This window comes from Pseudomonas sp. TH21 (genome assembly GCF_016651025.1).
GTDB lineage: Bacteria > Pseudomonadota > Gammaproteobacteria > Pseudomonadales > Pseudomonadaceae > Aquipseudomonas > Aquipseudomonas aylmerensis.
Genome location: NZ_JAEKEQ010000001.1, coordinates 5,971,637 through 5,993,426, shown reverse-complemented (window position 1 = coordinate 5,993,426; position 21,790 = coordinate 5,971,637). Strand labels below are relative to the sequence as shown.

Sequence of the window (21,790 nt, the reverse complement as noted above, 5' to 3'; positions counted from 1 at the left end):
AAACTCCTTGGTAAACAAAGAGTTACGCGAGATTCGACAGCGACTTGCTTCAGTTCATCGAAGCGCAGAAGGAGTTGGTAGGGCAGTGTTGTTTGGCTCTATTAGCGTTTCGATCTTCTCGGTCGAAAGCGGAGAAAAGAGGTGTTGACAGCAGCGTGTAACGCTGTAGAATTCGCCTCCCGCTAACGAGAGATCGGAAGCGCAAGTGGTTGAAGTTGTTGAAGAAATCTTCGAAAACTTCTGAAAATAATCACTTGACAGCAAATGAGGCTGCTGTAGAATGCGCGCCTCGGTTGAGACGAAAGATCTTAACCAACCGCTCTTTAACAACTGAATCAAGCAATTCGTGTGGGTGCTTGTGGAGTCAGACTGATAGTCAACAAGATTATCAGCATCACAAGTTACTCCGCGAGAAATCAAAGATGTAACCAACGATTGCTGAGCCAAGTTTAGGGTTTCTTAAAAACCCAAAGATGTTTGAACTGAAGAGTTTGATCATGGCTCAGATTGAACGCTGGCGGCAGGCCTAACACATGCAAGTCGAGCGGTAGAGAGAAGCTTGCTTCTCTTGAGAGCGGCGGACGGGTGAGTAATGCCTAGGAATCTGCCTGGTAGTGGGGGATAACGTTCGGAAACGGACGCTAATACCGCATACGTCCTACGGGAGAAAGCAGGGGACCTTCGGGCCTTGCGCTATCAGATGAGCCTAGGTCGGATTAGCTAGTTGGTGGGGTAATGGCTCACCAAGGCGACGATCCGTAACTGGTCTGAGAGGATGATCAGTCACACTGGAACTGAGACACGGTCCAGACTCCTACGGGAGGCAGCAGTGGGGAATATTGGACAATGGGCGAAAGCCTGATCCAGCCATGCCGCGTGTGTGAAGAAGGTCTTCGGATTGTAAAGCACTTTAAGTTGGGAGGAAGGGCAGTTGCCTAATACGTAACTGTTTTGACGTTACCGACAGAATAAGCACCGGCTAACTCTGTGCCAGCAGCCGCGGTAATACAGAGGGTGCAAGCGTTAATCGGAATTACTGGGCGTAAAGCGCGCGTAGGTGGTTTGTTAAGTTGGATGTGAAATCCCCGGGCTCAACCTGGGAACTGCATTCAAAACTGACTGACTAGAGTATGGTAGAGGGTGGTGGAATTTCCTGTGTAGCGGTGAAATGCGTAGATATAGGAAGGAACACCAGTGGCGAAGGCGACCACCTGGACTGATACTGACACTGAGGTGCGAAAGCGTGGGGAGCAAACAGGATTAGATACCCTGGTAGTCCACGCCGTAAACGATGTCAACTAGCCGTTGGGAGCCTTGAGCTCTTAGTGGCGCAGCTAACGCATTAAGTTGACCGCCTGGGGAGTACGGCCGCAAGGTTAAAACTCAAATGAATTGACGGGGGCCCGCACAAGCGGTGGAGCATGTGGTTTAATTCGAAGCAACGCGAAGAACCTTACCAGGCCTTGACATCCAATGAACTTTCTAGAGATAGATTGGTGCCTTCGGGAACATTGAGACAGGTGCTGCATGGCTGTCGTCAGCTCGTGTCGTGAGATGTTGGGTTAAGTCCCGTAACGAGCGCAACCCTTGTCCTTAGTTACCAGCACGTAATGGTGGGCACTCTAAGGAGACTGCCGGTGACAAACCGGAGGAAGGTGGGGATGACGTCAAGTCATCATGGCCCTTACGGCCTGGGCTACACACGTGCTACAATGGTCGGTACAGAGGGTTGCCAAGCCGCGAGGTGGAGCTAATCCCATAAAACCGATCGTAGTCCGGATCGCAGTCTGCAACTCGACTGCGTGAAGTCGGAATCGCTAGTAATCGCGAATCAGAATGTCGCGGTGAATACGTTCCCGGGCCTTGTACACACCGCCCGTCACACCATGGGAGTGGGTTGCACCAGAAGTAGCTAGTCTAACCTTCGGGAGGACGGTTACCACGGTGTGATTCATGACTGGGGTGAAGTCGTAACAAGGTAGCCGTAGGGGAACCTGCGGCTGGATCACCTCCTTAATCGACGACATCAGCTGCTCCATAAGTTCCCACACGAATTGCTTGATTCATTGAAGAAGACGATAAGAAGCAGCCCGAAATTGGGTCTGTAGCTCAGTTGGTTAGAGCGCACCCCTGATAAGGGTGAGGTCGGCAGTTCGAATCTGCCCAGACCCACCAATTTTGTGTGGGAAACGCCTGTAGAAATACGGGGCCATAGCTCAGCTGGGAGAGCGCCTGCCTTGCACGCAGGAGGTCAACGGTTCGATCCCGTTTGGCTCCACCACTACTGCTTCTGAAAGTTTTGAAAGCTTAGAAATGAGCATTCCATCAAGTTGATGGTGAATGTTGATTTCTAGTCTTTGATTAGATCGTTCTTTAAAAATTTGGGTATGTGATAGAAAGATAGACTGAACGTTACTTTCACTGGTAACGGATCAGGCTAAGGTAAAATTTGTGAGTTCTCTTAATTGAGAAATTCGAATTTTCGGCGAATGTCGTCTTCACAGTATAACCAGATTGCTTGGGGTTATATGGTCAAGTGAAGAAGCGCATACGGTGGATGCCTTGGCAGTCAGAGGCGATGAAAGACGTGGTAGCCTGCGAAAAGCTTCGGGGAGTCGGCAAACAGACTTTGATCCGGAGATGTCTGAATGGGGGAACCCAGCCATCATAAGATGGTTATCTTGTACTGAATACATAGGTGCAAGAGGCGAACCAGGGGAACTGAAACATCTAAGTACCCTGAGGAAAAGAAATCAACCGAGATTCCCTTAGTAGTGGCGAGCGAACGGGGACTAGCCCTTAAGTGGCTTTGAGATTAGCGGAACGCTCTGGAAAGTGCGGCCATAGTGGGTGATAGCCCTGTACGCGAAAATCTCTTAGTCATGAAATCGAGTAGGACGGAGCACGAGAAACTTTGTCTGAATATGGGGGGACCATCCTCCAAGGCTAAATACTACTGACTGACCGATAGTGAACTAGTACCGTGAGGGAAAGGCGAAAAGAACCCCGGAGAGGGGAGTGAAATAGATCCTGAAACCGTATGCGTACAAGCAGTGGGAGCAGACTTTGTTCTGTGACTGCGTACCTTTTGTATAATGGGTCAGCGACTTATTTTCAGTGGCGAGCTTAACCGAATAGGGGAGGCGTAGCGAAAGCGAGTCTTAATAGGGCGTCTAGTCGCTGGGAATAGACCCGAAACCGGGCGATCTATCCATGGGCAGGTTGAAGGTTGGGTAACACTAACTGGAGGACCGAACCGACTACCGTTGAAAAGTTAGCGGATGACCTGTGGATCGGAGTGAAAGGCTAATCAAGCTCGGAGATAGCTGGTTCTCCTCGAAAGCTATTTAGGTAGCGCCTCATGTATCACTGTAGGGGGTAGAGCACTGTTTCGGCTAGGGGGTCATCCCGACTTACCAAACCGATGCAAACTCCGAATACCTACAAGTGCCGAGCATGGGAGACACACGGCGGGTGCTAACGTCCGTCGTGAAAAGGGAAACAACCCAGACCGTCAGCTAAGGTCCCAAAGTTATGGTTAAGTGGGAAACGATGTGGGAAGGCTTAGACAGCTAGGAGGTTGGCTTAGAAGCAGCCACCCTTTAAAGAAAGCGTAATAGCTCACTAGTCGAGTCGGCCTGCGCGGAAGATGTAACGGGGCTCAAACCATACACCGAAGCTACGGGTATCACGTAAGTGATGCGGTAGAGGAGCGTTCTGTAAGCCTGTGAAGGTGAGTTGAGAAGCTTGCTGGAGGTATCAGAAGTGCGAATGCTGACATGAGTAACGACAATGGGTGTGAAAAACACCCACGCCGAAAGACCAAGGTTTCCTGCGCAACGTTAATCGACGCAGGGTTAGTCGGTCCCTAAGGCGAGGCTGAAAAGCGTAGTCGATGGAAAACAGGTTAATATTCCTGTACTTCTGGTTATTGCGATGGAGGGACGGAGAAGGCTAGGCCAGCTTGGCGTTGGTTGTCCAAGTTTAAGGTGGTAGGCTGAGATCTTAGGTAAATCCGGGATCTTAAGGCCGAGAGCTGATGACGAGTTATCTTTTAGATAACGAAGTGGTTGATGCCATGCTTCCAAGAAAAGCTTCTAAGCTTCAGGTAACCAGGAACCGTACCCCAAACCGACACAGGTGGTTGGGTAGAGAATACCAAGGCGCTTGAGAGAACTCGGGTGAAGGAACTAGGCAAAATGGCACCGTAACTTCGGGAGAAGGTGCGCCGGTGAGGGTGAAGGACTTGCTCCGTAAGCTCATGCCGGTCGAAGATACCAGGCCGCTGCGACTGTTTATTAAAAACACAGCACTCTGCAAACACGAAAGTGGACGTATAGGGTGTGACGCCTGCCCGGTGCCGGAAGGTTAATTGATGGGGTTAGCTAACGCGAAGCTCTTGATCGAAGCCCCGGTAAACGGCGGCCGTAACTATAACGGTCCTAAGGTAGCGAAATTCCTTGTCGGGTAAGTTCCGACCTGCACGAATGGCGTAACGATGGCGGCGCTGTCTCCACCCGAGACTCAGTGAAATTGAAATCGCTGTGAAGATGCAGTGTATCCGCGGCTAGACGGAAAGACCCCGTGAACCTTTACTATAGCTTTGCACTGGACTTTGAATTTGCTTGTGTAGGATAGGTGGGAGGCTTTGAAGCGTGGACGCCAGTCTGCGTGGAGCCATCCTTGAAATACCACCCTGGCAACTTTGAGGTTCTAACTCAGGTCCGTTATCCGGATCGAGGACAGTGTATGGTGGGTAGTTTGACTGGGGCGGTCTCCTCCTAAAGAGTAACGGAGGAGTACGAAGGTGCGCTCAGACCGGTCGGAAATCGGTCGTAGAGTATAAAGGCAAAAGCGCGCTTGACTGCGAGACAGACACGTCGAGCAGGTACGAAAGTAGGTCTTAGTGATCCGGTGGTTCTGTATGGAAGGGCCATCGCTCAACGGATAAAAGGTACTCCGGGGATAACAGGCTGATACCGCCCAAGAGTTCATATCGACGGCGGTGTTTGGCACCTCGATGTCGGCTCATCACATCCTGGGGCTGAAGCCGGTCCCAAGGGTATGGCTGTTCGCCATTTAAAGTGGTACGCGAGCTGGGTTTAGAACGTCGTGAGACAGTTCGGTCCCTATCTGCCGTGGACGTTTGAGATTTGAGAGGGGCTGCTCCTAGTACGAGAGGACCGGAGTGGACGAACCTCTGGTGTTCCGGTTGTCACGCCAGTGGCATTGCCGGGTAGCTATGTTCGGAATAGATAACCGCTGAAAGCATCTAAGCGGGAAACTAGCCTCAAGATGAGATCTCACTGGAACCTTGAGTTCCCTGAAGGGCCGTCGAAGACTACGACGTTGATAGGTTGGGTGTGTAAGCGCTGTGAGGCGTTGAGCTAACCAATACTAATTGCCCGTGAGGCTTGACCATATAACACCCAAGCAATTTGCTTGCTTCGAGCTGAAAGGCAAAAGAGCACCAGATTGCGGTGTGTGAAGACGAAATGAACCGAAAGTTCGACGTTCACAAAACACCGAAAGCTATCACATACCCAATTTGCTGAAGCGAGGCCACATGGTCACGACTCAGTACCCGAATTTCTTGACGACCATAGAGCATTGGAACCACCTGATCCCATCCCGAACTCAGCAGTGAAACGATGCATCGCCGATGGTAGTGTGGGGTTTCCCCATGTGAGAGTAGGTCATCGTCAAGATTAAATTCCAGAACCCCTGTTTGCTAACGCAGACAGGGGTTTTGTTTTGGGCGGTCGAAAATGCGCCGGGAGGTGGCTGAGACCTTTAGCGCTTATGTCCGGCCTTTCTATGCAATGACCCTGCGCATGGCTATCATGCGTGCCTCATTGTGAGGCGATACTTGCATGCTGACGTTGTTAAAACTTCTGAAAGACGGCCGATTTCACTCCGGAGAAGCACTTGGCGCCGCCCTGGGCGTCAGTCGAAGTGCAGTCTGGAAACAACTCCAGCACCTTGAGGCAGAGCTGAACCTGCCCATCCATAAGGTTCGTGGCAAAGGGTATCAATTGGCTTCGCCGCTGGTGTTCTTGAGTGCTGAGGAGATCGCGCTGTTTGCGCCCTCGTTAGCGTGGCCTGTTCATATTTCCGACTCCATTGACTCTACCAATGCCGAAGCACTGCGTCTTGTCGAGACAGGCTCTGCGGCGCCGTTCCTGGTGCTGGCGGAGCAGCAAACAGCAGGAAGAGGCAGGCGTGGCCGAAAGTGGGTCAGCCCCTTCGCGCAAAATGTGTATTACAGCCTTGTACTGCGTATAGAGGGTGGTCTTCGACAGCTTGAAGGTTTGAGTCTTGTTGTCGGCCTGGCTGTCATGCAGGCCCTGCGTGAGTCGGGTATGCGCGGGGCTGCCTTGAAGTGGCCAAACGATGTGTTGGTTGGGCAGAAAAAAATTGCCGGGATATTGCTGGAATTGGTAGGGGACCCTGCTGATATCTGTCACGTTGTCCTAGGAATCGGGATCAATGTGAATATGCAGAGGGCTGACGAGGTTGATCAGCAATGGACCTCGGTGCAGCTCGAGACGGGGGCTCCTGTCAATCGTAATGTCCTGGTGGCCCAACTCGGTTTGCAGTTGCAAAGCTATCTTGATCGTCATAGAGCCGCTGGCTTCGCAGCACTTCAGGCGGAATGGGAGCAGAGTCATGCGTGGCAGGGCAAGGCGGTATCGCTCATTGCAGGTGTCAACCAAGTGGACGGCGTGGTGCTGGGTGTCGATGGGCAAGGTGCTTTGCGTTTAAGCGTCGATGGGGGCGAGAAAATATACAGTGGTGGTGAGTTAAGCCTGAGGTTGCGTGATGATTCTTGAGCTCGACTGTGGGAATAGCTTTATCAAATGGCGTGTGCTCGGCTCAGGTGGGGTAGGTGCTTGCGCAGAGGGCGTTGCGGGTTCGGATGTCGCGTTGATAGAAAGCCTGGTGGCGTTGCCTGGCTTGTCGCTGACGCGCTGCCGGTTGGTGAGCGTTCGTGCCCAGGAAGAAACAAGCAGGCTTGCCGAGGCGCTGGTGGAGGCTTTTGGCGTTGCTGTTTCCTGTGCGGCCTCTGCGCGTGAAATGGCAGGCGTACGTAACGGCTACGAGGATTTCGAGCGTCTTGGGCTTGATCGGTGGCTGGCAATGTTGGGTGGATTCAAATTGGCTTCAGGTGCCTGCCTCGTGCTTGATTTTGGTACGGCGGCGACTGCAGATTTTATTGCTGCAGATGGCGAGCACCTCGGCGGCTTTATTTGTCCTGGTATGCCGCTCATGCGAAACCAGCTGCGTACGCACACGCGCAAGATCCGTTACGACGATGCCGCCGCCGAAAGGGCTCTGGAGCGCCTTTCTCCTGGTCGTACGACCGTAGAGGCAGTCGAGCGCGGCTGCACGCTGATGCTCAGGGGGTTTGTGTTGACTCAGCTTGAGCAGGCCCGTAGCTACTGGGGTGATGACTTCACTGTGTTCCTGACCGGTGGAGATGCCGATCTGGTCCGAGATGCCGTGCCCCAGGCCCGACTCGTTCCTGACTTGGTTTTTGTCGGGTTGGCGATGGCATGTCCTTTATCTTGAGGTGATTATGCGTTGGCTGTTTTTGCTTTTACTCGTCCTCAACGCCTTCTACTACATTTGGCACCAGCAAGAAGCGCCTCTGCGCGCCAAGGATGTCACGCCCTTGAGTCTCTATCGGGGTTCTCAGCAGGATATTCGACTGCTGAGTGAATCGTCGGATGCCGTGGTCCGCAGGGATCGGGCAAAAGCGTCCGATGCGCAAAGCACCTGCTTGTACATCGGCGGCTTTGCGGATCAGCACGAAGCGCAATCTCTCGAACAGCGTCTCATTAGCCTGGATATAAAGGTCAAGCTTCAGTTGCTGAGTACGCCCGACGTCTCGGGTTACTGGCTTCGCGTAGCCCCGGAAAGCCGACGCCTGGCGGATGATCTGCCCTTTGAAAACCTTGCTAAGGAATTCAATGAGTTAAAACATAAAATAATGCTGTGCGAAGGCATTGCAACTCTCGAATAGTTTGCATAGAATGGCGCCCGCTTCGCAGTGAAGACCTTTAAGGCCTTCAGTGAGAAGCGAGGTCAACGCAGCTAACCTCATATTTTTAAATGAGAAAATGCTTGACAGAAGGCCGGCGTGATGTAGAATGCCGGCTCGCTTAGGAGGGGTTCCCGAGCGGCCAAAGGGATCAGACTGTAAATCTGACGTCTACGACTTCGAAGGTTCGAATCCTTCCCCCTCCACCATTTTTAGCGTGAGCTGCAAGCTCCGCGGGTATAGTTTAGTGGTAGAACCTCAGCCTTCCAAGCTGATGATGCGGGTTCGATTCCCGCTACCCGCTCCAAGTTTGCAGGTTGTGCACGGTGTTTTGCTCTTGTAGCTCAGTTGGTAGAGCACACCCTTGGTAAGGGTGAGGTCAGCGGTTCAAATCCGCTCAAGAGCTCCATATAACAAGGCAGATATGAAAATATCTGCCTTTGTTTTAACAGCTGCCTCGGCTTGATTGTGTTGTGCTTGGCTTTGTTGCTGGGTGTTTTCAAGTCTCTAGGGGTTGGTTGTTGTAAAGTCTTTTTCAGGCCTGCATAATGGTCGGCCTGATTTTGTTTTAGGTCAGTAGCTCAATTGGCAGAGCGACGGTCTCCAAAACCGTAGGTTGGGGGTTCGATTCCCTCCTGACCTGCCAGATTCACGTGGTGTGTCTGGCTTTCTTTTCACAGGATCTTCATAGATGACTCCTAAGGCTGAAGCTCAAAGCTCTCGTTTCGATCTCGTCAAGTGGCTCGCCGTAGTCGCATTGGTGGTCGTAGGCGTTGTTGGCAATCAGTACTACTCTGCTTCGCCGATCCTGTACCGCGTCCTCGCTTTGCTCGCCCTTGCCGCTGTAGCTGCCTTTGTAGGCCTGCAGACTGCTAAAGGCAAGTCGTTCGCGGTCTTGGTAAAGGAAGCTCGCACCGAAATCCGTAAAGTCGTTTGGCCGACTCGCCAAGAAACCACGCAGACCACGTTGATCGTTGTGGCTGTTGTTCTGGTTATGGCGTTGCTGTTGTGGGGGCTTGATTCCCTGCTCGGCTGGCTTGTTTCCTTGATTGTTGGCTAAGGGTGTCCCGTGGCTAAGCGTTGGTACGTTGTGCATGCTTACTCGGGTTACGAGAAGCATGTTATGCGCTCTTTGCTAGAGCGCGTAAAGCTCGCAGGCATGGAAGATGGCTTCGGCGAAATTCTGGTTCCCACTGAAGAAGTGGTTGAAATGCGGAATGGCCAGAAGCGTAAAAGCGAACGCAAGTTCTTCCCTGGCTACGTGCTGGTTCAGATGGACATGAATGAAGGTACTTGGCACTTGGTCAAGGACACTCCTCGTGTCATGGGTTTTATCGGCGGTACTGCTGATAAGCCTGCTCCGATCACCGACAAAGAGGCAGAAGCAATTCTGCGTCGTGTTGCTGATGGTAGCGACAAGCCCAAGCCGAAGACTTTGTTCGAGCCGGGTGAGGTTGTTCGTGTCACAGATGGTCCGTTTGCTGATTTCAACGGTACCGTCGAAGAAGTTAACTACGAAAAGAGCCGGATCCAAGTGGCAGTGCTCATTTTCGGTCGCTCTACTCCGGTAGAGTTGGAGTTCAGCCAGGTCGAGAAGGTCTAGCTGGGCAAGCATCCCAACCCCGCAGCCTTAGGCTGTGGGGTTTTGTCGTCACTGGGATAAACGCGCAAGTAACCGGGGAGCCTTTCGAGGCGTTAGAACCCGTAATTGGAGTGCCTCATGGCCAAGAAGATTACCGCTTACATCAAGCTGCAAGTGAAGGCCGCTCAGGCCAACCCTAGCCCACCCGTCGGTCCAGCTCTGGGTCAGCACGGCGTGAACATCATGGAATTCTGCAAGGCCTTCAACGCCCGTACTCAGGGTCTTGAGCCAGGTCTGCCGACTCCAGTGATCATCACTGTATACAGCGACCGTAGCTTCACTTTCGAAACCAAGTCGACCCCGGCTTCGGTTCTGCTGAAGAAAGCTGCTGGTCTGACTAGCGGTTCCGCTCGTCCTAACACCGTTAAGGTTGGCACCGTTACTCGTGCTCAGCTGGAAGAAATCGCGAAAACCAAAAACGCGGATCTGACTGCAGCTGATATGGATGCAGCCGTGCGTACCATCGCCGGTTCTGCTCGTAGCATGGGCCTTAACGTGGAGGGTGTGTAATGGCTAAGCTGACCAAGCGCCAAAAGGCTATCGCCGGCAAAATCGAAGCAGGCAAGTCCTACAACTTTGTAGACGCTGCTGCCCTGCTGACCGAGCTGTCGACTGTCAAGTTCAGCGAGTCCGTTGACGTTGCTGTAAACCTGGGTGTTGACCCACGTAAATCCGACCAGGTCGTTCGTAGCGCAACTGTGCTGCCACACGGTACCGGTAAGACTGTACGTGTAGCTGTCTTCACCCAAGGCCCGGCAGCTGAAGCTGCTCTGGCCGCCGGCGCTGACCGCGTTGGCATGGACGACCTGGCTGCCGAAATGAAAGGCGGCGACCTGAACTACGACGTAGTTATTGCTTCCCCGGATGCAATGCGCGTTGTAGGTCAGTTGGGTCAGATCCTCGGTCCACGTGGTCTGATGCCTAACCCGAAAGTCGGCACCGTGACTCCAGACGTAGCTACCGCGGTTAAAAACGCCAAGGCTGGTCAGGTTCGTTATCGCACCGACAAAAACGGCATCATTCACACCTCCGTTGGCAAAGTCGGCTTCGACGCCGTCAAGCTGAAGGAAAACGTTGAAGCCCTGATCGCTGATCTGAAGCGTATCAAGCCAGCTTCCTCGAAAGGTATCTACGTCAAGCGCGTTACCCTGAGCACCACTATGGGCCCAGGTCTGGTCATCGACCAAGGCTCGCTGGACGTATAAGACACAGATTGGCGCGAGAGATTGCGCCAATTGAAAAAATTGGGGTCCCTGCCTGGCGGGGGCTATCCAAGACCGTAGGCGGCGCAAGTCTTAAACCACAAGCCTACGCAGATGGTGCTCCCGGTTCCTTACCGAATCAGACACCAAAACGACATCCGGCTTCGGCCAGATGAAACGGTAACAAGCAGGAGTTAAACCCGTGGCAATTAATCTCGAAGACAAGAAGGCCATCGTCGCTGAAGTCAACGAGGCTGCCAAAGCTGCTCTGTCCGCTGTCGTGGCTGATGCCCGTGGTGTGACAGTAGGCGCTATGACCGGACTCCGTAAAGAGGCTCGTGAAGCTGGCGTATACGTACGTGTTGTACGTAACACCCTGCTCAAGCGCGCTGTTGCTGACACTGAATACAGTGTTCTCAACGACGTGTTCACCGGCCCGACTCTGATCGCGTTCTCCAAAGAACATCCAGGCGCTGCTGCCCGTTTGTTCAAAGAATTCGCCAAGAGTCAGGATAAGTTCGAGATCAAGGCAGCTGCGTTCGAGGGCAAGTTCCTCGCAGCTAACCAAATCGACGTACTGGCAACACTGCCGACCCGCGACGAAGCCATTTCGCAGCTGATGAGCGTGATTCAAGGCGCTACCAGCAAGCTGGCTCGTACTCTGGCTGCAGTTCGCGAGCAAAAAGAAGCTGCCGCAGCCTAAGGCTGAGCGACTTCTCTCGCGTATTTTTGTTTATTTCGATGGCCGCGTAGGCCGTCCCCCAATTCAGGAAATACAGCAATGTCTATCTCCCAAGACGATATCCTCAACGCCGTAGCTGAAATGTCGGTTCTGCAGGTTGTTGAGCTGATCAAAGCTTTCGAAGAAAAATTCGGCGTTTCCGCTGCCGCTGCTTCCGCTGGCCCAGCTGCTGCTGCTGCCGTTGTTGAAGAGCAAACCGAATTCAACGTCATGCTGACCGAAGCTGGCGAGAAGAAAGTAAACGTGATCAAGGCAGTACGTGAACTGACCGGTCTGGGCCTGAAAGAAGCCAAGGCTGTAGTTGACGGCGCTCCTGCCCTGGTTCTGGAAGCTGTTGCCAAAGACGCAGCTGACAAAGCCAAAGCAGTACTGGAAGAAGCAGGCGCTAAAGTCGAGCTGAAGTAAGCATCGACCTTGCGTCTCCAGCCCAAGCGTTAAGCTGAAGGCTGATGGCTGGTGGCTCTTGCCACCGGCCTTTTTCCGTTCTTGGCTGTCGACTCGGTCGCCGCCATTAACGCGCTGTAGCCACCCGATGCGGTGGTGCAAACCATGGGGTTTGCAAGATTTTCTGGCTGCTCCCGTCGGAGGGGCCAAACAAGCAGGTGACCAAGCTGGGGAACGCTGATGGCTTACTCATATACTGAGAAAAAACGTATCCGCAAGGACTTTAGCAAGTTGCCGGACGTCATGGATGTCCCGTACCTTCTGGCTATCCAGCTGGATTCGTATCGTGAATTCTTGCAGGCGGGAGCGACCAAAGATCAGTTCCGCGACGTGGGCCTGCATGCGGCCTTCAAATCCGTTTTCCCGATCATCAGCTACTCCGGCAATGCTGCGCTGGAGTACGTCGGTTATCGCCTGGGCGAACCGGCATTTGATGTCAAAGAATGCGTGTTGCGCGGTGTTACGTACGCCGTACCTTTGCGGGTAAAAGTCCGCCTGATCATTTTCGACAAAGAATCGTCGAACAAAGCGATCAAGGACATCAAAGAGCAAGAAGTCTACATGGGCGAAATCCCATTGATGACTGAGAACGGTACCTTCGTTATCAACGGTACCGAGCGTGTTATCGTTTCCCAGCTGCACCGTTCCCCGGGCGTGTTCTTTGACCACGACCGCGGCAAGACGCACAGCTCCGGCAAGCTCCTGTACTCCGCGCGGATCATTCCGTACCGTGGTTCTTGGTTGGACTTCGAGTTCGACCCTAAAGACTGCGTGTTCGTGCGTATCGACCGTCGTCGCAAGCTGCCGGCCTCGGTACTGCTGCGCGCGCTCGGCTATACCACTGAGCAAGTGCTGGACGCCTTCTACACCACCAACGTATTCAGCCTGAAGGATGAAACCCTCAAGCTGGAGCTGATCGCTTCGCGTCTGCGTGGTGAAATTGCCGTCCTGGACATCCAGGATGAAAAAGGCAAGGTCATTGTTGAAGCTGGCCGTCGTATCACTGCGCGCCACATCAACCAGATCGAAAAAGCCGGTATTAAAGAGCTGGAAGTGCCTCTGGACTACGTCCTGGGTCGCACTACCGCCAAGGTCATCGTTCACCCGGCTACAGGCGAAATCCTGGCTGAGTGCAACACCGAGCTGAACACCGAGATCCTGGCCAAAATCGCCAAGGCTCAGGTCGTTCGCATCGAGACCCTGTACACCAACGACATCGACTGCGGTCCGTTCATCTCCGACACTCTGAAGATCGACTCCACCAGCAACCAATTGGAAGCGCTGGTCGAGATCTATCGCATGATGCGTCCTGGCGAGCCACCGACCAAAGACGCTGCCGAGACCCTGTTCAACAACCTGTTCTTCAGCCCTGAGCGCTATGACCTGTCTGCGGTCGGCCGGATGAAGTTCAACCGTCGTATCGGTCGTACCGAGATCGAAGGTTCGGGCGTGTTGTGCAAGGAAGACATCGTCGCGGTACTGAAGACTCTGGTCGACATCCGTAACGGTAAAGGCATCGTCGATGACATCGACCACCTGGGTAACCGTCGTGTTCGCTGCGTAGGCGAAATGGCCGAGAACCAGTTCCGCGTTGGCCTGGTGCGTGTTGAGCGTGCGGTCAAAGAGCGTCTGTCGATGGCTGAAAGCGAAGGCCTGATGCCACAAGACCTGATCAACGCCAAGCCAGTGGCTGCGGCGGTGAAAGAGTTCTTCGGCTCCAGCCAGCTCTCGCAGTTCATGGACCAGAACAACCCGCTCTCCGAGATCACCCACAAGCGCCGTGTTTCGGCACTGGGCCCAGGCGGTCTGACCCGTGAGCGTGCAGGCTTTGAAGTTCGTGACGTACACCCGACGCACTACGGTCGTGTTTGCCCGATCGAAACGCCGGAAGGTCCGAACATCGGTCTGATCAACTCCCTGGCTGCGTATGCGCGCACCAACCAGTACGGCTTCCTCGAGAGCCCGTACCGTGTGGTGAAAGACGCTCTGGTCACCGACGAGATCGTGTTCCTGTCCGCCATCGAAGAAGCGGATCACGTGATCGCCCAGGCCTCGGCCACGATGAACGACAAGAAAGTCCTGGTCGACGAGCTGGTAGCGGTTCGTCACTTGAACGAGTTCACCGTCAAGGCGCCGGAAGACGTCACCTTGATGGACGTTTCGCCGAAGCAGGTAGTTTCGGTTGCAGCGTCGCTGATCCCGTTCCTCGAGCACGACGACGCCAACCGTGCGTTGATGGGTTCCAACATGCAGCGTCAAGCTGTACCGACCCTGCGCGCTGACAAGCCGCTGGTAGGTACCGGCATGGAGCGTAACGTAGCCCGTGACTCCGGCGTTTGCGTCGTGGCTCGTCGTGGCGGCGTGATCGACTCCGTTGATGCCAGCCGTATCGTGGTCCGTGTTGCCGATGACGAAGTTGAAACTGGCGAAGCCGGTGTCGACATCTACAACCTGACCAAATACACCCGCTCGAACCAGAACACCTGCATCAACCAGCGTCCGCTGGTGAGCAAGGGTGATCGCGTTCAGCGTAGCGACATCATGGCCGACGGCCCGTCCACCGACATGGGTGAACTGGCACTGGGCCAGAACATGCGCATCGCGTTCATGGCATGGAACGGCTTCAACTTCGAAGACTCCATCTGCCTGTCCGAGCGTGTTGTTCAAGAAGACCGTTTCACCACGATCCACATTCAGGAACTGACCTGTGTGGCACGTGACACCAAGCTTGGGCCAGAGGAAATCACTGCAGACATCCCGAACGTGGGTGAAGCTGCACTGAACAAGCTGGACGAAGCCGGTATCGTTTATGTAGGTGCTGAAGTTGGCGCAGGCGACATCCTGGTAGGTAAGGTCACTCCGAAAGGCGAGACCCAACTGACTCCAGAAGAAAAACTGCTGCGTGCGATCTTCGGTGAAAAAGCCAGCGACGTTAAAGACACCTCCCTGCGCGTACCTACCGGTACCAAGGGTACTGTCATCGACGTACAGGTCTTCACCCGTGACGGCGTTGAGCGTGATGCTCGTGCACTGTCCATCGAGAAGACCCAGCTCGACGAGATCCGCAAGGATCTGAACGAAGAGTTCCGTATCGTTGAAGGCGCGACCTTCGAACGTCTGCGTTCCGCCCTGGTAGGCCACAAGGCTGAAGGCGGCGCAGGTCTGAAGAAAGGTCAGGACATCACCGACGAAGTTCTCGACGGTCTTGAGCACGGCCAGTGGTTCAAACTGCGCATGGCTGAAGATGCTCTGAACGAGCAGCTCGAGAAGGCCCAGGCCTATATCGTTGATCGTCGCCGTCTGCTGGACGACAAGTTCGAAGACAAGAAGCGCAAACTGCAGCAAGGCGATGACCTGGCTCCAGGCGTGCTGAAAATCGTCAAGGTTTACCTGGCAATCCGTCGTCGCATCCAACCGGGCGACAAGATGGCCGGTCGTCACGGTAACAAAGGTGTGGTCTCCGTGATCATGCCGGTTGAAGACATGCCGCACGATGCCAATGGCACACCGGTCGACGTCGTCCTCAACCCGTTGGGCGTACCTTCGCGTATGAACGTTGGTCAGATCCTTGAAACCCACCTGGGCCTCGCGGCCAAAGGTCTGGGCGAGAAGATCAACCGTATGATCGAAGAGCAGCGCAAGGTCGCAGACCTGCGTAAGTTCCTGCACGAGATCTACAACGAGATCGGCGGTCGCAACGAAGAGCTGGATACCTTCTCCGACCAGGAAATCCTGGATCTGGCGAAGAACCTGCGCGGCGGCGTTCCAATGGCTACCCCGGTGTTCGACGGTGCCAAGGAAAGCGAAATCAAGGCCATGCTGAAACTGGCAGACCTGCCAGAAAGCGGCCAGATGCAGCTGTTCGACGGCCGTACCGGCAACAAGTTCGAGCGCCCGGTTACTGTTGGCTACATGTACATGCTGAAGCTGAACCACTTGGTAGACGACAAGATGCACGCTCGTTCTACCGGTTCGTACAGCCTCGTTACCCAGCAGCCGCTGGGTGGTAAGGCTCAGTTCGGTGGTCAGCGTTTCGGGGAGATGGAGGTCTGGGCACTGGAAGCATACGGTGCTGCTTACACTCTGCAAGAAATGCTCACAGTGAAGTCGGACGATGTGAACGGTCGGACCAAGATGTACAAAAACATCGTGGACGGCGATCACCGTATGGAGCCGGGCATGCCCGAGTCCTTCAACGTGTTGATCAAAGAAATTCGTTCCCTCGGCATCGATATCGATCTGGAAACCGAATAACACGTGACGCGAATCGAGAGCGGGGCCGTTTAGCCCGCTCTCTGCTCCGCCAGGAGGAAAGGCCTTGAAAGACCTACTGAATTTGCTGAAAAACCAGGGTCAAGTCGAAGAGTTCGACGCCATCCGTATTGGATTGGCATCGCCTGAGATGATCCGTTCGTGGTCGTTCGGTGAAGTTAAAAAGCCGGAAACCATCAACTACCGTACGTTCAAACCTGAGCGTGACGGCCTGTTCTGCGCCAAGATCTTTGGCCCGGTAAAGGATTACGAGTGCCTGTGCGGTAAGTACAAGCGCTTGAAGCACCGTGGTGTGATCTGCGAGAAGTGCGGCGTTGAAGTTGCACTGGCCAAGGTTCGTCGTGAGCGCATGGCGCACATCGAGCTGGCTTCGCCGGTTGCCCACATCTGGTTCCTGAAATCGCTGCCGTCCCGTATCGGCTTGCTGATGGACATGACCCTGCGTGATATCGAACGCGTTCTCTACTTCGAGAGCTATGTCGTTATCGATCCAGGCATGACCACCCTTGAAAAAGGTCAGCTGCTGAACGACGAGCAGTACTTCGAAGCGCTGGAAGAATTCGGTGACGATTTCGATGCCCGCATGGGTGCCGAAGCTGTCCGCGAACTGCTGCACGCTATCGACCTGGAGCACGAGATTGGCCGTCTGCGTGAAGAGATTCCGCAAACCAACTCCGAAACCAAGATCAAGAAGCTGTCCAAGCGTCTGAAGTTGATGGAAGCCTTCCAGGGTTCCGGCAACCTGCCAGAGTGGATGGTGCTGACCGTTCTGCCGGTTCTGCCGCCAGATCTGCGTCCGCTGGTACCGTTGGATGGTGGTCGTTTCGCGACTTCCGACCTCAACGACCTGTACCGTCGCGTGATCAACCGTAACAACCGCTTGAAGCGCCTGCTTGACCTGTCCGCTCCGGACATCATCGTGCGCAACGAAAAGCGTATGTTGCAAGAAGCTGTCGATGCCTTGCTCGACAACGGTCGTCGTGGCCGCGCTATCACTGGTTCGAACAAGCGTCCTCTGAAATCCTTGGCCGACATGATCAAGGGTAAGCAAGGTCGTTTCCGTCAGAACTTGCTCGGTAAGCGTGTTGACTACTCCGGTCGTTCGGTAATTACCGTAGGCCCGACCCTGCGTCTGCACCAGTGCGGTCTGCCGAAGAAGATGGCTCTCGAGCTGTTCAAGCCGTTCATTTTCGGCAAGCTGGAAATGCGCGGTCTCGCGACCACCATCAAAGCCGCCAAGAAAATGGTCGAGCGCGAACTGCCAGAGGTTTGGGACGTTCTCGCTGAAGTGATCCGTGAACACCCGGTTCTCCTCAACCGTGCACCGACCCTTCACCGTCTGGGTATCCAGGCGTTTGAACCGGTACTGATCGAAGGTAAGGCTATTCAGCTGCACCCGCTGGTCTGTGCTGCGTACAACGCCGACTTCGACGGCGACCAAATGGCCGTGCACGTACCGCTGACACTGGAAGCCCAGTTGGAAGCGCGCGCGTTGATGATGTCGACCAACAACATTCTGTCGCCAGCCAACGGTGAGCCAATCATCGTTCCGTCGCAGGACGTTGTACTGGGTCTGTACTACATGACCCGTGAAGCGATCAACGCCAAGGGCGAAGGTCGTGTGTTCGCTGACCTGCAGGAAGTTGACCGTGTGTTCCGTGCCGGCGAAGCCGCACTGCACGCCAAGGTCAAGGTGCGGATCAACGAAACCGTCAACGACCGTGACGGCGGCAGCGTGACCAACACCCGTATCGTCGACACCACTGTCGGCCGTGCGCTGTTGTATCAAGTTGTGCCAAAAGGTCTGTCGTACGATGTCGTCAACCTGCCGATGAAGAAAAAGGCGATCTCCAAGCTGATCAACCAGTGCTACCGCGTGGTTGGTTTGAAAGAGACCGTGATCTTCGCTGACCAGTTGATGTACACCGGTTTTGCTTATTCGACCATTTCCGGCGTTTCCATCGGCGTTAACGACTTCGTTATCCCGGATGAAAAAGCCCGCATCATCGGTGCAGCCACCGACGAAGTGAAAGAGATCGAAAGCCAGTACGCTTCCGGCCTGGTAACCCAGGGCGAGAAGTACAACAAGGTGATCGACCTTTGGTCCAAGGCGAACGACGAAGTATCCAAGGCGATGATGGCCAACCTCTCGAAAGAGAAAGTCATCGACCGCCACGGCGTCGAAGTTGACCAGGAATCCTTCAACTCGATGTACATGATGGCCGACTCGGGCGCGCGGGGTTCTGCTGCGCAGATCCGTCAGCTCGCCGGTATGCGTGGCCTGATGGCCAAGCCGGACGGTTCCATCATCGAAACGCCGATTACTGCGAACTTCCGTGAAGGTTTGAGCGTACTTCAGTACTTCATCTCCACTCACGGTGCTCGTAAAGGTCTGGCGGATACCGCGTTGAAAACTGCTAACTCCGGTTACCTGACGCGTCGTCTGGTAGACGTTGCACAAGATCTGGTTGTAACCGAGATCGATTGCGGCACCGAGCACGGCCTGCTGATGACTCCGCACATTGAAGGCGGTGACGTTGTAGAGCCGCTGGGTGAACGCGTATTGGGTCGTGTTATTGCCCGTGACGTATTCAAGCCAGGTACCGAGGAAGTTATCGTTCCTGCCGGCACTCTGGTCGACGAGAAGTGGGTCGAGTTCATCGAACTCAACAGCATCGACGAAGTGATTGTTCGCTCGCCGATCAGCTGCGAAACCCGCTATGGCATTTGCGCCAAGTGCTACGGCCGTGACTTGGCTCGTGGTCACCAGGTGAACATCGGTGAAGCGGTCGGCGTTATCGCTGCCCAGTCCATCGGTGAGCCGGGTACCCAGCTGACCATGCGTACGTTCCACATCGGTGGTGCGGCAAGCCGGACCTCCGCAGCTGACAGCGTTCAGGTGAAGAATGGCGGTACCGTCCGTCTGCACAACCTGAAGCACGTTGAGCGAGTGGATGGCCACCTGGTTGCTGTGTCCCGTTCCGGTGAGCTGGCAATCGCTGATGACTACGGTCGTGAGCGTGAGCGCTACAAGCTGCCGTACGGTGCTGTGATCTCGGTTAAAGAAGGTGACAAGGTCGACGCTGGCGCAATCGTGGCCAAGTGGGATCCGCACACTCACCCAATCGTTACCGAAATGAAAGGTACCGTGACCTACGTGGGCATGGAAGAAGGCATCACGATCAAGCGTCAGACTGACGAATTGACCGGTATGACCAACATTGAAGTACTCGACGCGAAAGATCGTCCAGCTGCCGGTAAAGACATCCGTCCTGCCGTGAAGATGGTCGATGACAACGGCAAGGACTTGTTGCTGCCAGGCACTGACGTAATCGCTCAGTACTTCCTGCCAGCCAACGCCCTGGTCGGTGTAGCGGATGGTGCGAAGATCGCGATCGGTGATGTTATCGCGCGTATCCCGCAAGAAACTTCGAAGACCCGTGACATCACCGGTGGTCTGCCGCGTGTTGCCGACTTGTTCGAAGCTCGTCGTCCGAAAGAAGCGTCGATTCTGGCTGAAGTCAGCGGTACCATCGCGTTCGGTAAAGAGACCAAGGGCAAGCGCCGTCTGGTCATTACCCCGAACGACGGTAGCGATCCGTATGAAGAGCTGATTCCGAAGTGGCGTCACCTGAACGTGTTCGAAGGCGAACAGGTAAACCGCGGCGAAGTTATCTCCGACGGTCCAAGCGATCCACACGACATCCTGCGTCTGCTGGGTGTGAGTGCGCTGGCCAAGTACATCGTTAACGAGATCCAGGACGTTTACCGCCTGCAAGGCGTGAAGATCAACGATAAGCACATCGAGACCATCCTGCGTCAGATGCTGCGTAAAGTTGAAATCGCTGAGTCTGGCGATTCCAGTTTCATCAAGGGCGACCAGATGGAATTGACTCACGTGCTGGTGGAAAACGAGCGCCTGACGAACGAAGAGAAATTCGTTTCCAAGTTCACTCGCGTGCTGCTGGGTATCACCAAGGCGTCGTTGTCCACTGAGTCGTTCATCTCGGCGGCCTCCTTCCAGGAGACCACTCGCGTACTGACCGAAGCAGCGGTAACCGGCAAGCGCGATTACCTGCGCGGCCTGAAAGAAAACGTGGTCGTGGGTCGTCTGATCCCGGCAGGTACCGGTTTGGCTTACCACAGCGAGCGCAAGCGCCGCCGTGATGCTGACAAGCCGCTGCGCGTAAGCGCCAGTGAAGTGGAAGCTGCACTGACCGAAGCGCTGAACTCTAGCGGTAACTGAGTTCTGCGATAAATAAGTCTGGGCCCTGGCAGCCCCCATTCGTCGGATCGAGGCAATTTTGTCGCGGTTCGATGAGAGGGGAGGTCGGGGCCTTGCCTTGACTGGGGACAAGATCCTCTTTAGACTCTTGTACCCCTAAATTTGGCGGGAATTCGTTCCTGCCATTTTGCTTTTCTTGCAAGACAATAGCGTCGCAAGACAACAGTGGAGCTAGTAGATGGCAACTATCAACCAGCTGGTACGTCAGCCGCGTAAGCGTATCGTCGAGAAATCCGACGTACCTGCGCTGCAGAACTGCCCGCAACGTCGTGGCGTATGCACTCGCGTGTATACCACTACGCCGAAAAAACCTAACTCGGCACTGCGTAAAGTATGCCGTGTGCGTCTGACCAACGGTTTCGAGGTTTCCTCGTACATCGGTGGTGAAGGCCACAACCTGCAAGAGCACAGCGTGGTACTGATCCGCGGCGGTCGTGTAAAAGACTTGCCAGGTGTTCGTTACCACACCGTACGCGGCTCCTTGGATACTTCCGGCGTTAAAGGTCGTAACCAGGGTCGTTCGAAGTACGGTACCAAGAAGCCTAAGTAGTAGCGGCTTTTTGTAAAACTGAATCATCTTATTTTCTGAGTCGATAAGAGTAAGGTCGGAGGCGTCCCGAAAGGGCACCGATTCCGAGCGAACCTGAAGACCGTTTGAGGGCTTATCCATGCCAAGAAGACGCGTAGCAGCCAAGCGCGAAGTGCTTGACGATCCAAAATACGGAAGCCAAATTCTGGCCAAGTTCATGAACCACGTGATGGAAAGCGGCAAGAAAGCCGTTGCCGAGCGTATCGTTTATGGCGCGCTGGAAAAGGTTAAAGAACGCAAGAACAGCGACCCCCTGGAAATCTTCGAGAAAGCTCTCGACGCCATCGCTCCGCTGGTCGAAGTGAAGTCGCGCCGCGTAGGCGGTGCTACTTACCAGGTTCCGGTTGAAGTTCGTCCGTCCCGTCGTAACGCTCTGGCAATGCGCTGGTTGGTAGACTTCGCCCGTAAGCGCGGCGAGAAGTCTATGGCTCTGCGTTTGGCTGGCGAACTGTTGGACGCTGCTGAAGGTAAAGGTGCTGCTGTTAAGAAGCGTGAAGACGTGCACCGTATGGCTGAAGCTAACAAAGCTTTCTCGCACTACCGCTTCTAATCTTAGCTTCACTAATTTTG

At 54.5% G+C, this 21,790-nt stretch carries 13 protein-coding genes, 6 tRNA genes and 3 rRNA genes; all 22 read left to right on the top strand.

Going from position 1 to position 21,790, the window contains the following annotated elements; genetic code table 11:
* Positions 1-479: 479 nt before the first annotated feature.
* The 22 genes from JFU04_RS26630 (at position 480) to rpsG (ending at position 21,770) form a co-directional block, all read left to right on the top strand.
* A 16S ribosomal RNA gene (locus JFU04_RS26630) occupies positions 480-2,016 on the top strand.
* A gap of 82 nt (positions 2,017-2,098) precedes the next feature.
* Positions 2,099-2,175: transfer RNA gene (locus JFU04_RS26625), tRNA-Ile, on the top strand.
* 30 nt (positions 2,176-2,205) lie between these two features.
* Positions 2,206-2,281, top strand: a tRNA-Ala gene (locus JFU04_RS26620).
* 249 nt (positions 2,282-2,530) lie between these two features.
* Positions 2,531-5,422: ribosomal RNA gene (locus JFU04_RS26615) — 23S ribosomal RNA — on the top strand.
* 170 nt (positions 5,423-5,592) lie between these two features.
* Positions 5,593-5,708 (top strand): 5S ribosomal RNA (rrf, locus tag JFU04_RS26610).
* The 16S, 23S and 5S rRNA genes sit together here with 2 tRNA genes alongside, the layout of an rRNA operon.
* A 165-nt stretch (positions 5,709-5,873) precedes the next feature.
* On the top strand, positions 5,874-6,833 hold the full coding sequence (gene birA, locus JFU04_RS26605; RefSeq protein WP_201145987.1) for a bifunctional biotin--[acetyl-CoA-carboxylase] ligase/biotin operon repressor BirA: 960 nt from the start codon (positions 5,874-5,876) through the stop codon (positions 6,831-6,833).
* Positions 6,823-7,572: a pantothenate kinase gene (locus tag JFU04_RS26600; RefSeq protein ID WP_106802491.1), complete on the top strand. Its 750-nt coding sequence runs from the start codon at positions 6,823-6,825 to the stop codon at positions 7,570-7,572. Before birA ends, JFU04_RS26600 begins: the two co-directional genes overlap by 11 nt.
* A gap of 7 nt (positions 7,573-7,579) precedes the next feature.
* Positions 7,580-8,026: a hypothetical protein gene (locus tag JFU04_RS26595; RefSeq protein WP_106802492.1), complete on the top strand. Its 447-nt coding sequence runs from the start codon at positions 7,580-7,582 to the stop codon at positions 8,024-8,026.
* Between the two features lie 142 nt (positions 8,027-8,168).
* Positions 8,169-8,253 (top strand) — tRNA-Tyr (locus tag JFU04_RS26590).
* 24 nt (positions 8,254-8,277) lie between these two features.
* Positions 8,278-8,351: transfer RNA gene (locus JFU04_RS26585), tRNA-Gly, on the top strand.
* Between the two features lie 26 nt (positions 8,352-8,377).
* Positions 8,378-8,453: transfer RNA gene (locus tag JFU04_RS26580), tRNA-Thr, on the top strand.
* Between the two features lie 161 nt (positions 8,454-8,614).
* A tRNA-Trp gene (locus JFU04_RS26575) sits at positions 8,615-8,690 on the top strand.
* A 45-nt stretch (positions 8,691-8,735) separates the two neighbouring features.
* A complete protein-coding gene (gene secE / locus JFU04_RS26570; protein ID WP_003194658.1) occupies positions 8,736-9,104 on the top strand; it encodes a preprotein translocase subunit SecE in 369 nt (122 codons plus the stop codon).
* 9 nt (positions 9,105-9,113) lie between these two features.
* The gene (gene nusG, locus JFU04_RS26565) at positions 9,114-9,647 is read left to right on the top strand and encodes a transcription termination/antitermination protein NusG (protein ID WP_003176436.1); all 534 of its coding nucleotides are present in this window, start codon (positions 9,114-9,116) and stop codon (positions 9,645-9,647) included.
* A gap of 117 nt (positions 9,648-9,764) precedes the next feature.
* Complete coding sequence (rplK, locus tag JFU04_RS26560) at positions 9,765-10,196, top strand: 50S ribosomal protein L11 (RefSeq protein ID WP_003176435.1); 432 nt, start codon at positions 9,765-9,767, stop codon at positions 10,194-10,196.
* Positions 10,196-10,891 (top strand): 50S ribosomal protein L1, encoded by a 696-nt coding sequence (gene rplA / locus JFU04_RS26555; RefSeq protein ID WP_003176434.1) that lies wholly within the window; start codon positions 10,196-10,198, stop codon positions 10,889-10,891. Before rplK ends, rplA begins: the two co-directional genes overlap by 1 nt.
* A gap of 199 nt (positions 10,892-11,090) precedes the next feature.
* Entirely contained in the window at positions 11,091-11,591 is a 501-nt protein-coding gene (gene rplJ / locus JFU04_RS26550; RefSeq protein WP_016969477.1) for a 50S ribosomal protein L10, read from the top strand.
* A gap of 78 nt (positions 11,592-11,669) precedes the next feature.
* A complete protein-coding gene (gene rplL / locus JFU04_RS26545) occupies positions 11,670-12,035 on the top strand; it encodes a 50S ribosomal protein L7/L12 (RefSeq protein WP_016969476.1) in 366 nt (121 codons plus the stop codon).
* A gap of 219 nt (positions 12,036-12,254) precedes the next feature.
* Positions 12,255-16,328 (top strand): DNA-directed RNA polymerase subunit beta, encoded by a 4,074-nt coding sequence (gene rpoB / locus JFU04_RS26540; RefSeq protein WP_025857208.1) that lies wholly within the window; start codon positions 12,255-12,257, stop codon positions 16,326-16,328.
* 64 nt (positions 16,329-16,392) lie between these two features.
* On the top strand, positions 16,393-20,592 hold the full coding sequence (gene rpoC / locus JFU04_RS26535) for a DNA-directed RNA polymerase subunit beta' (protein WP_065909923.1): 4,200 nt from the start codon (positions 16,393-16,395) through the stop codon (positions 20,590-20,592).
* A 217-nt stretch (positions 20,593-20,809) separates the two neighbouring features.
* Complete coding sequence (gene rpsL / locus JFU04_RS26530) at positions 20,810-21,181, top strand: 30S ribosomal protein S12 (RefSeq protein ID WP_002555494.1); 372 nt, start codon at positions 20,810-20,812, stop codon at positions 21,179-21,181.
* 118 nt (positions 21,182-21,299) lie between these two features.
* Positions 21,300-21,770 carry a 30S ribosomal protein S7 gene (gene rpsG, locus JFU04_RS26525; RefSeq protein ID WP_002555493.1) on the top strand — a complete coding sequence of 157 codons (471 nt, stop codon included), beginning with the start codon at positions 21,300-21,302 and terminating at the stop codon, positions 21,768-21,770.
* The last annotated feature ends 20 nt before the right edge of the window (positions 21,771-21,790 follow it).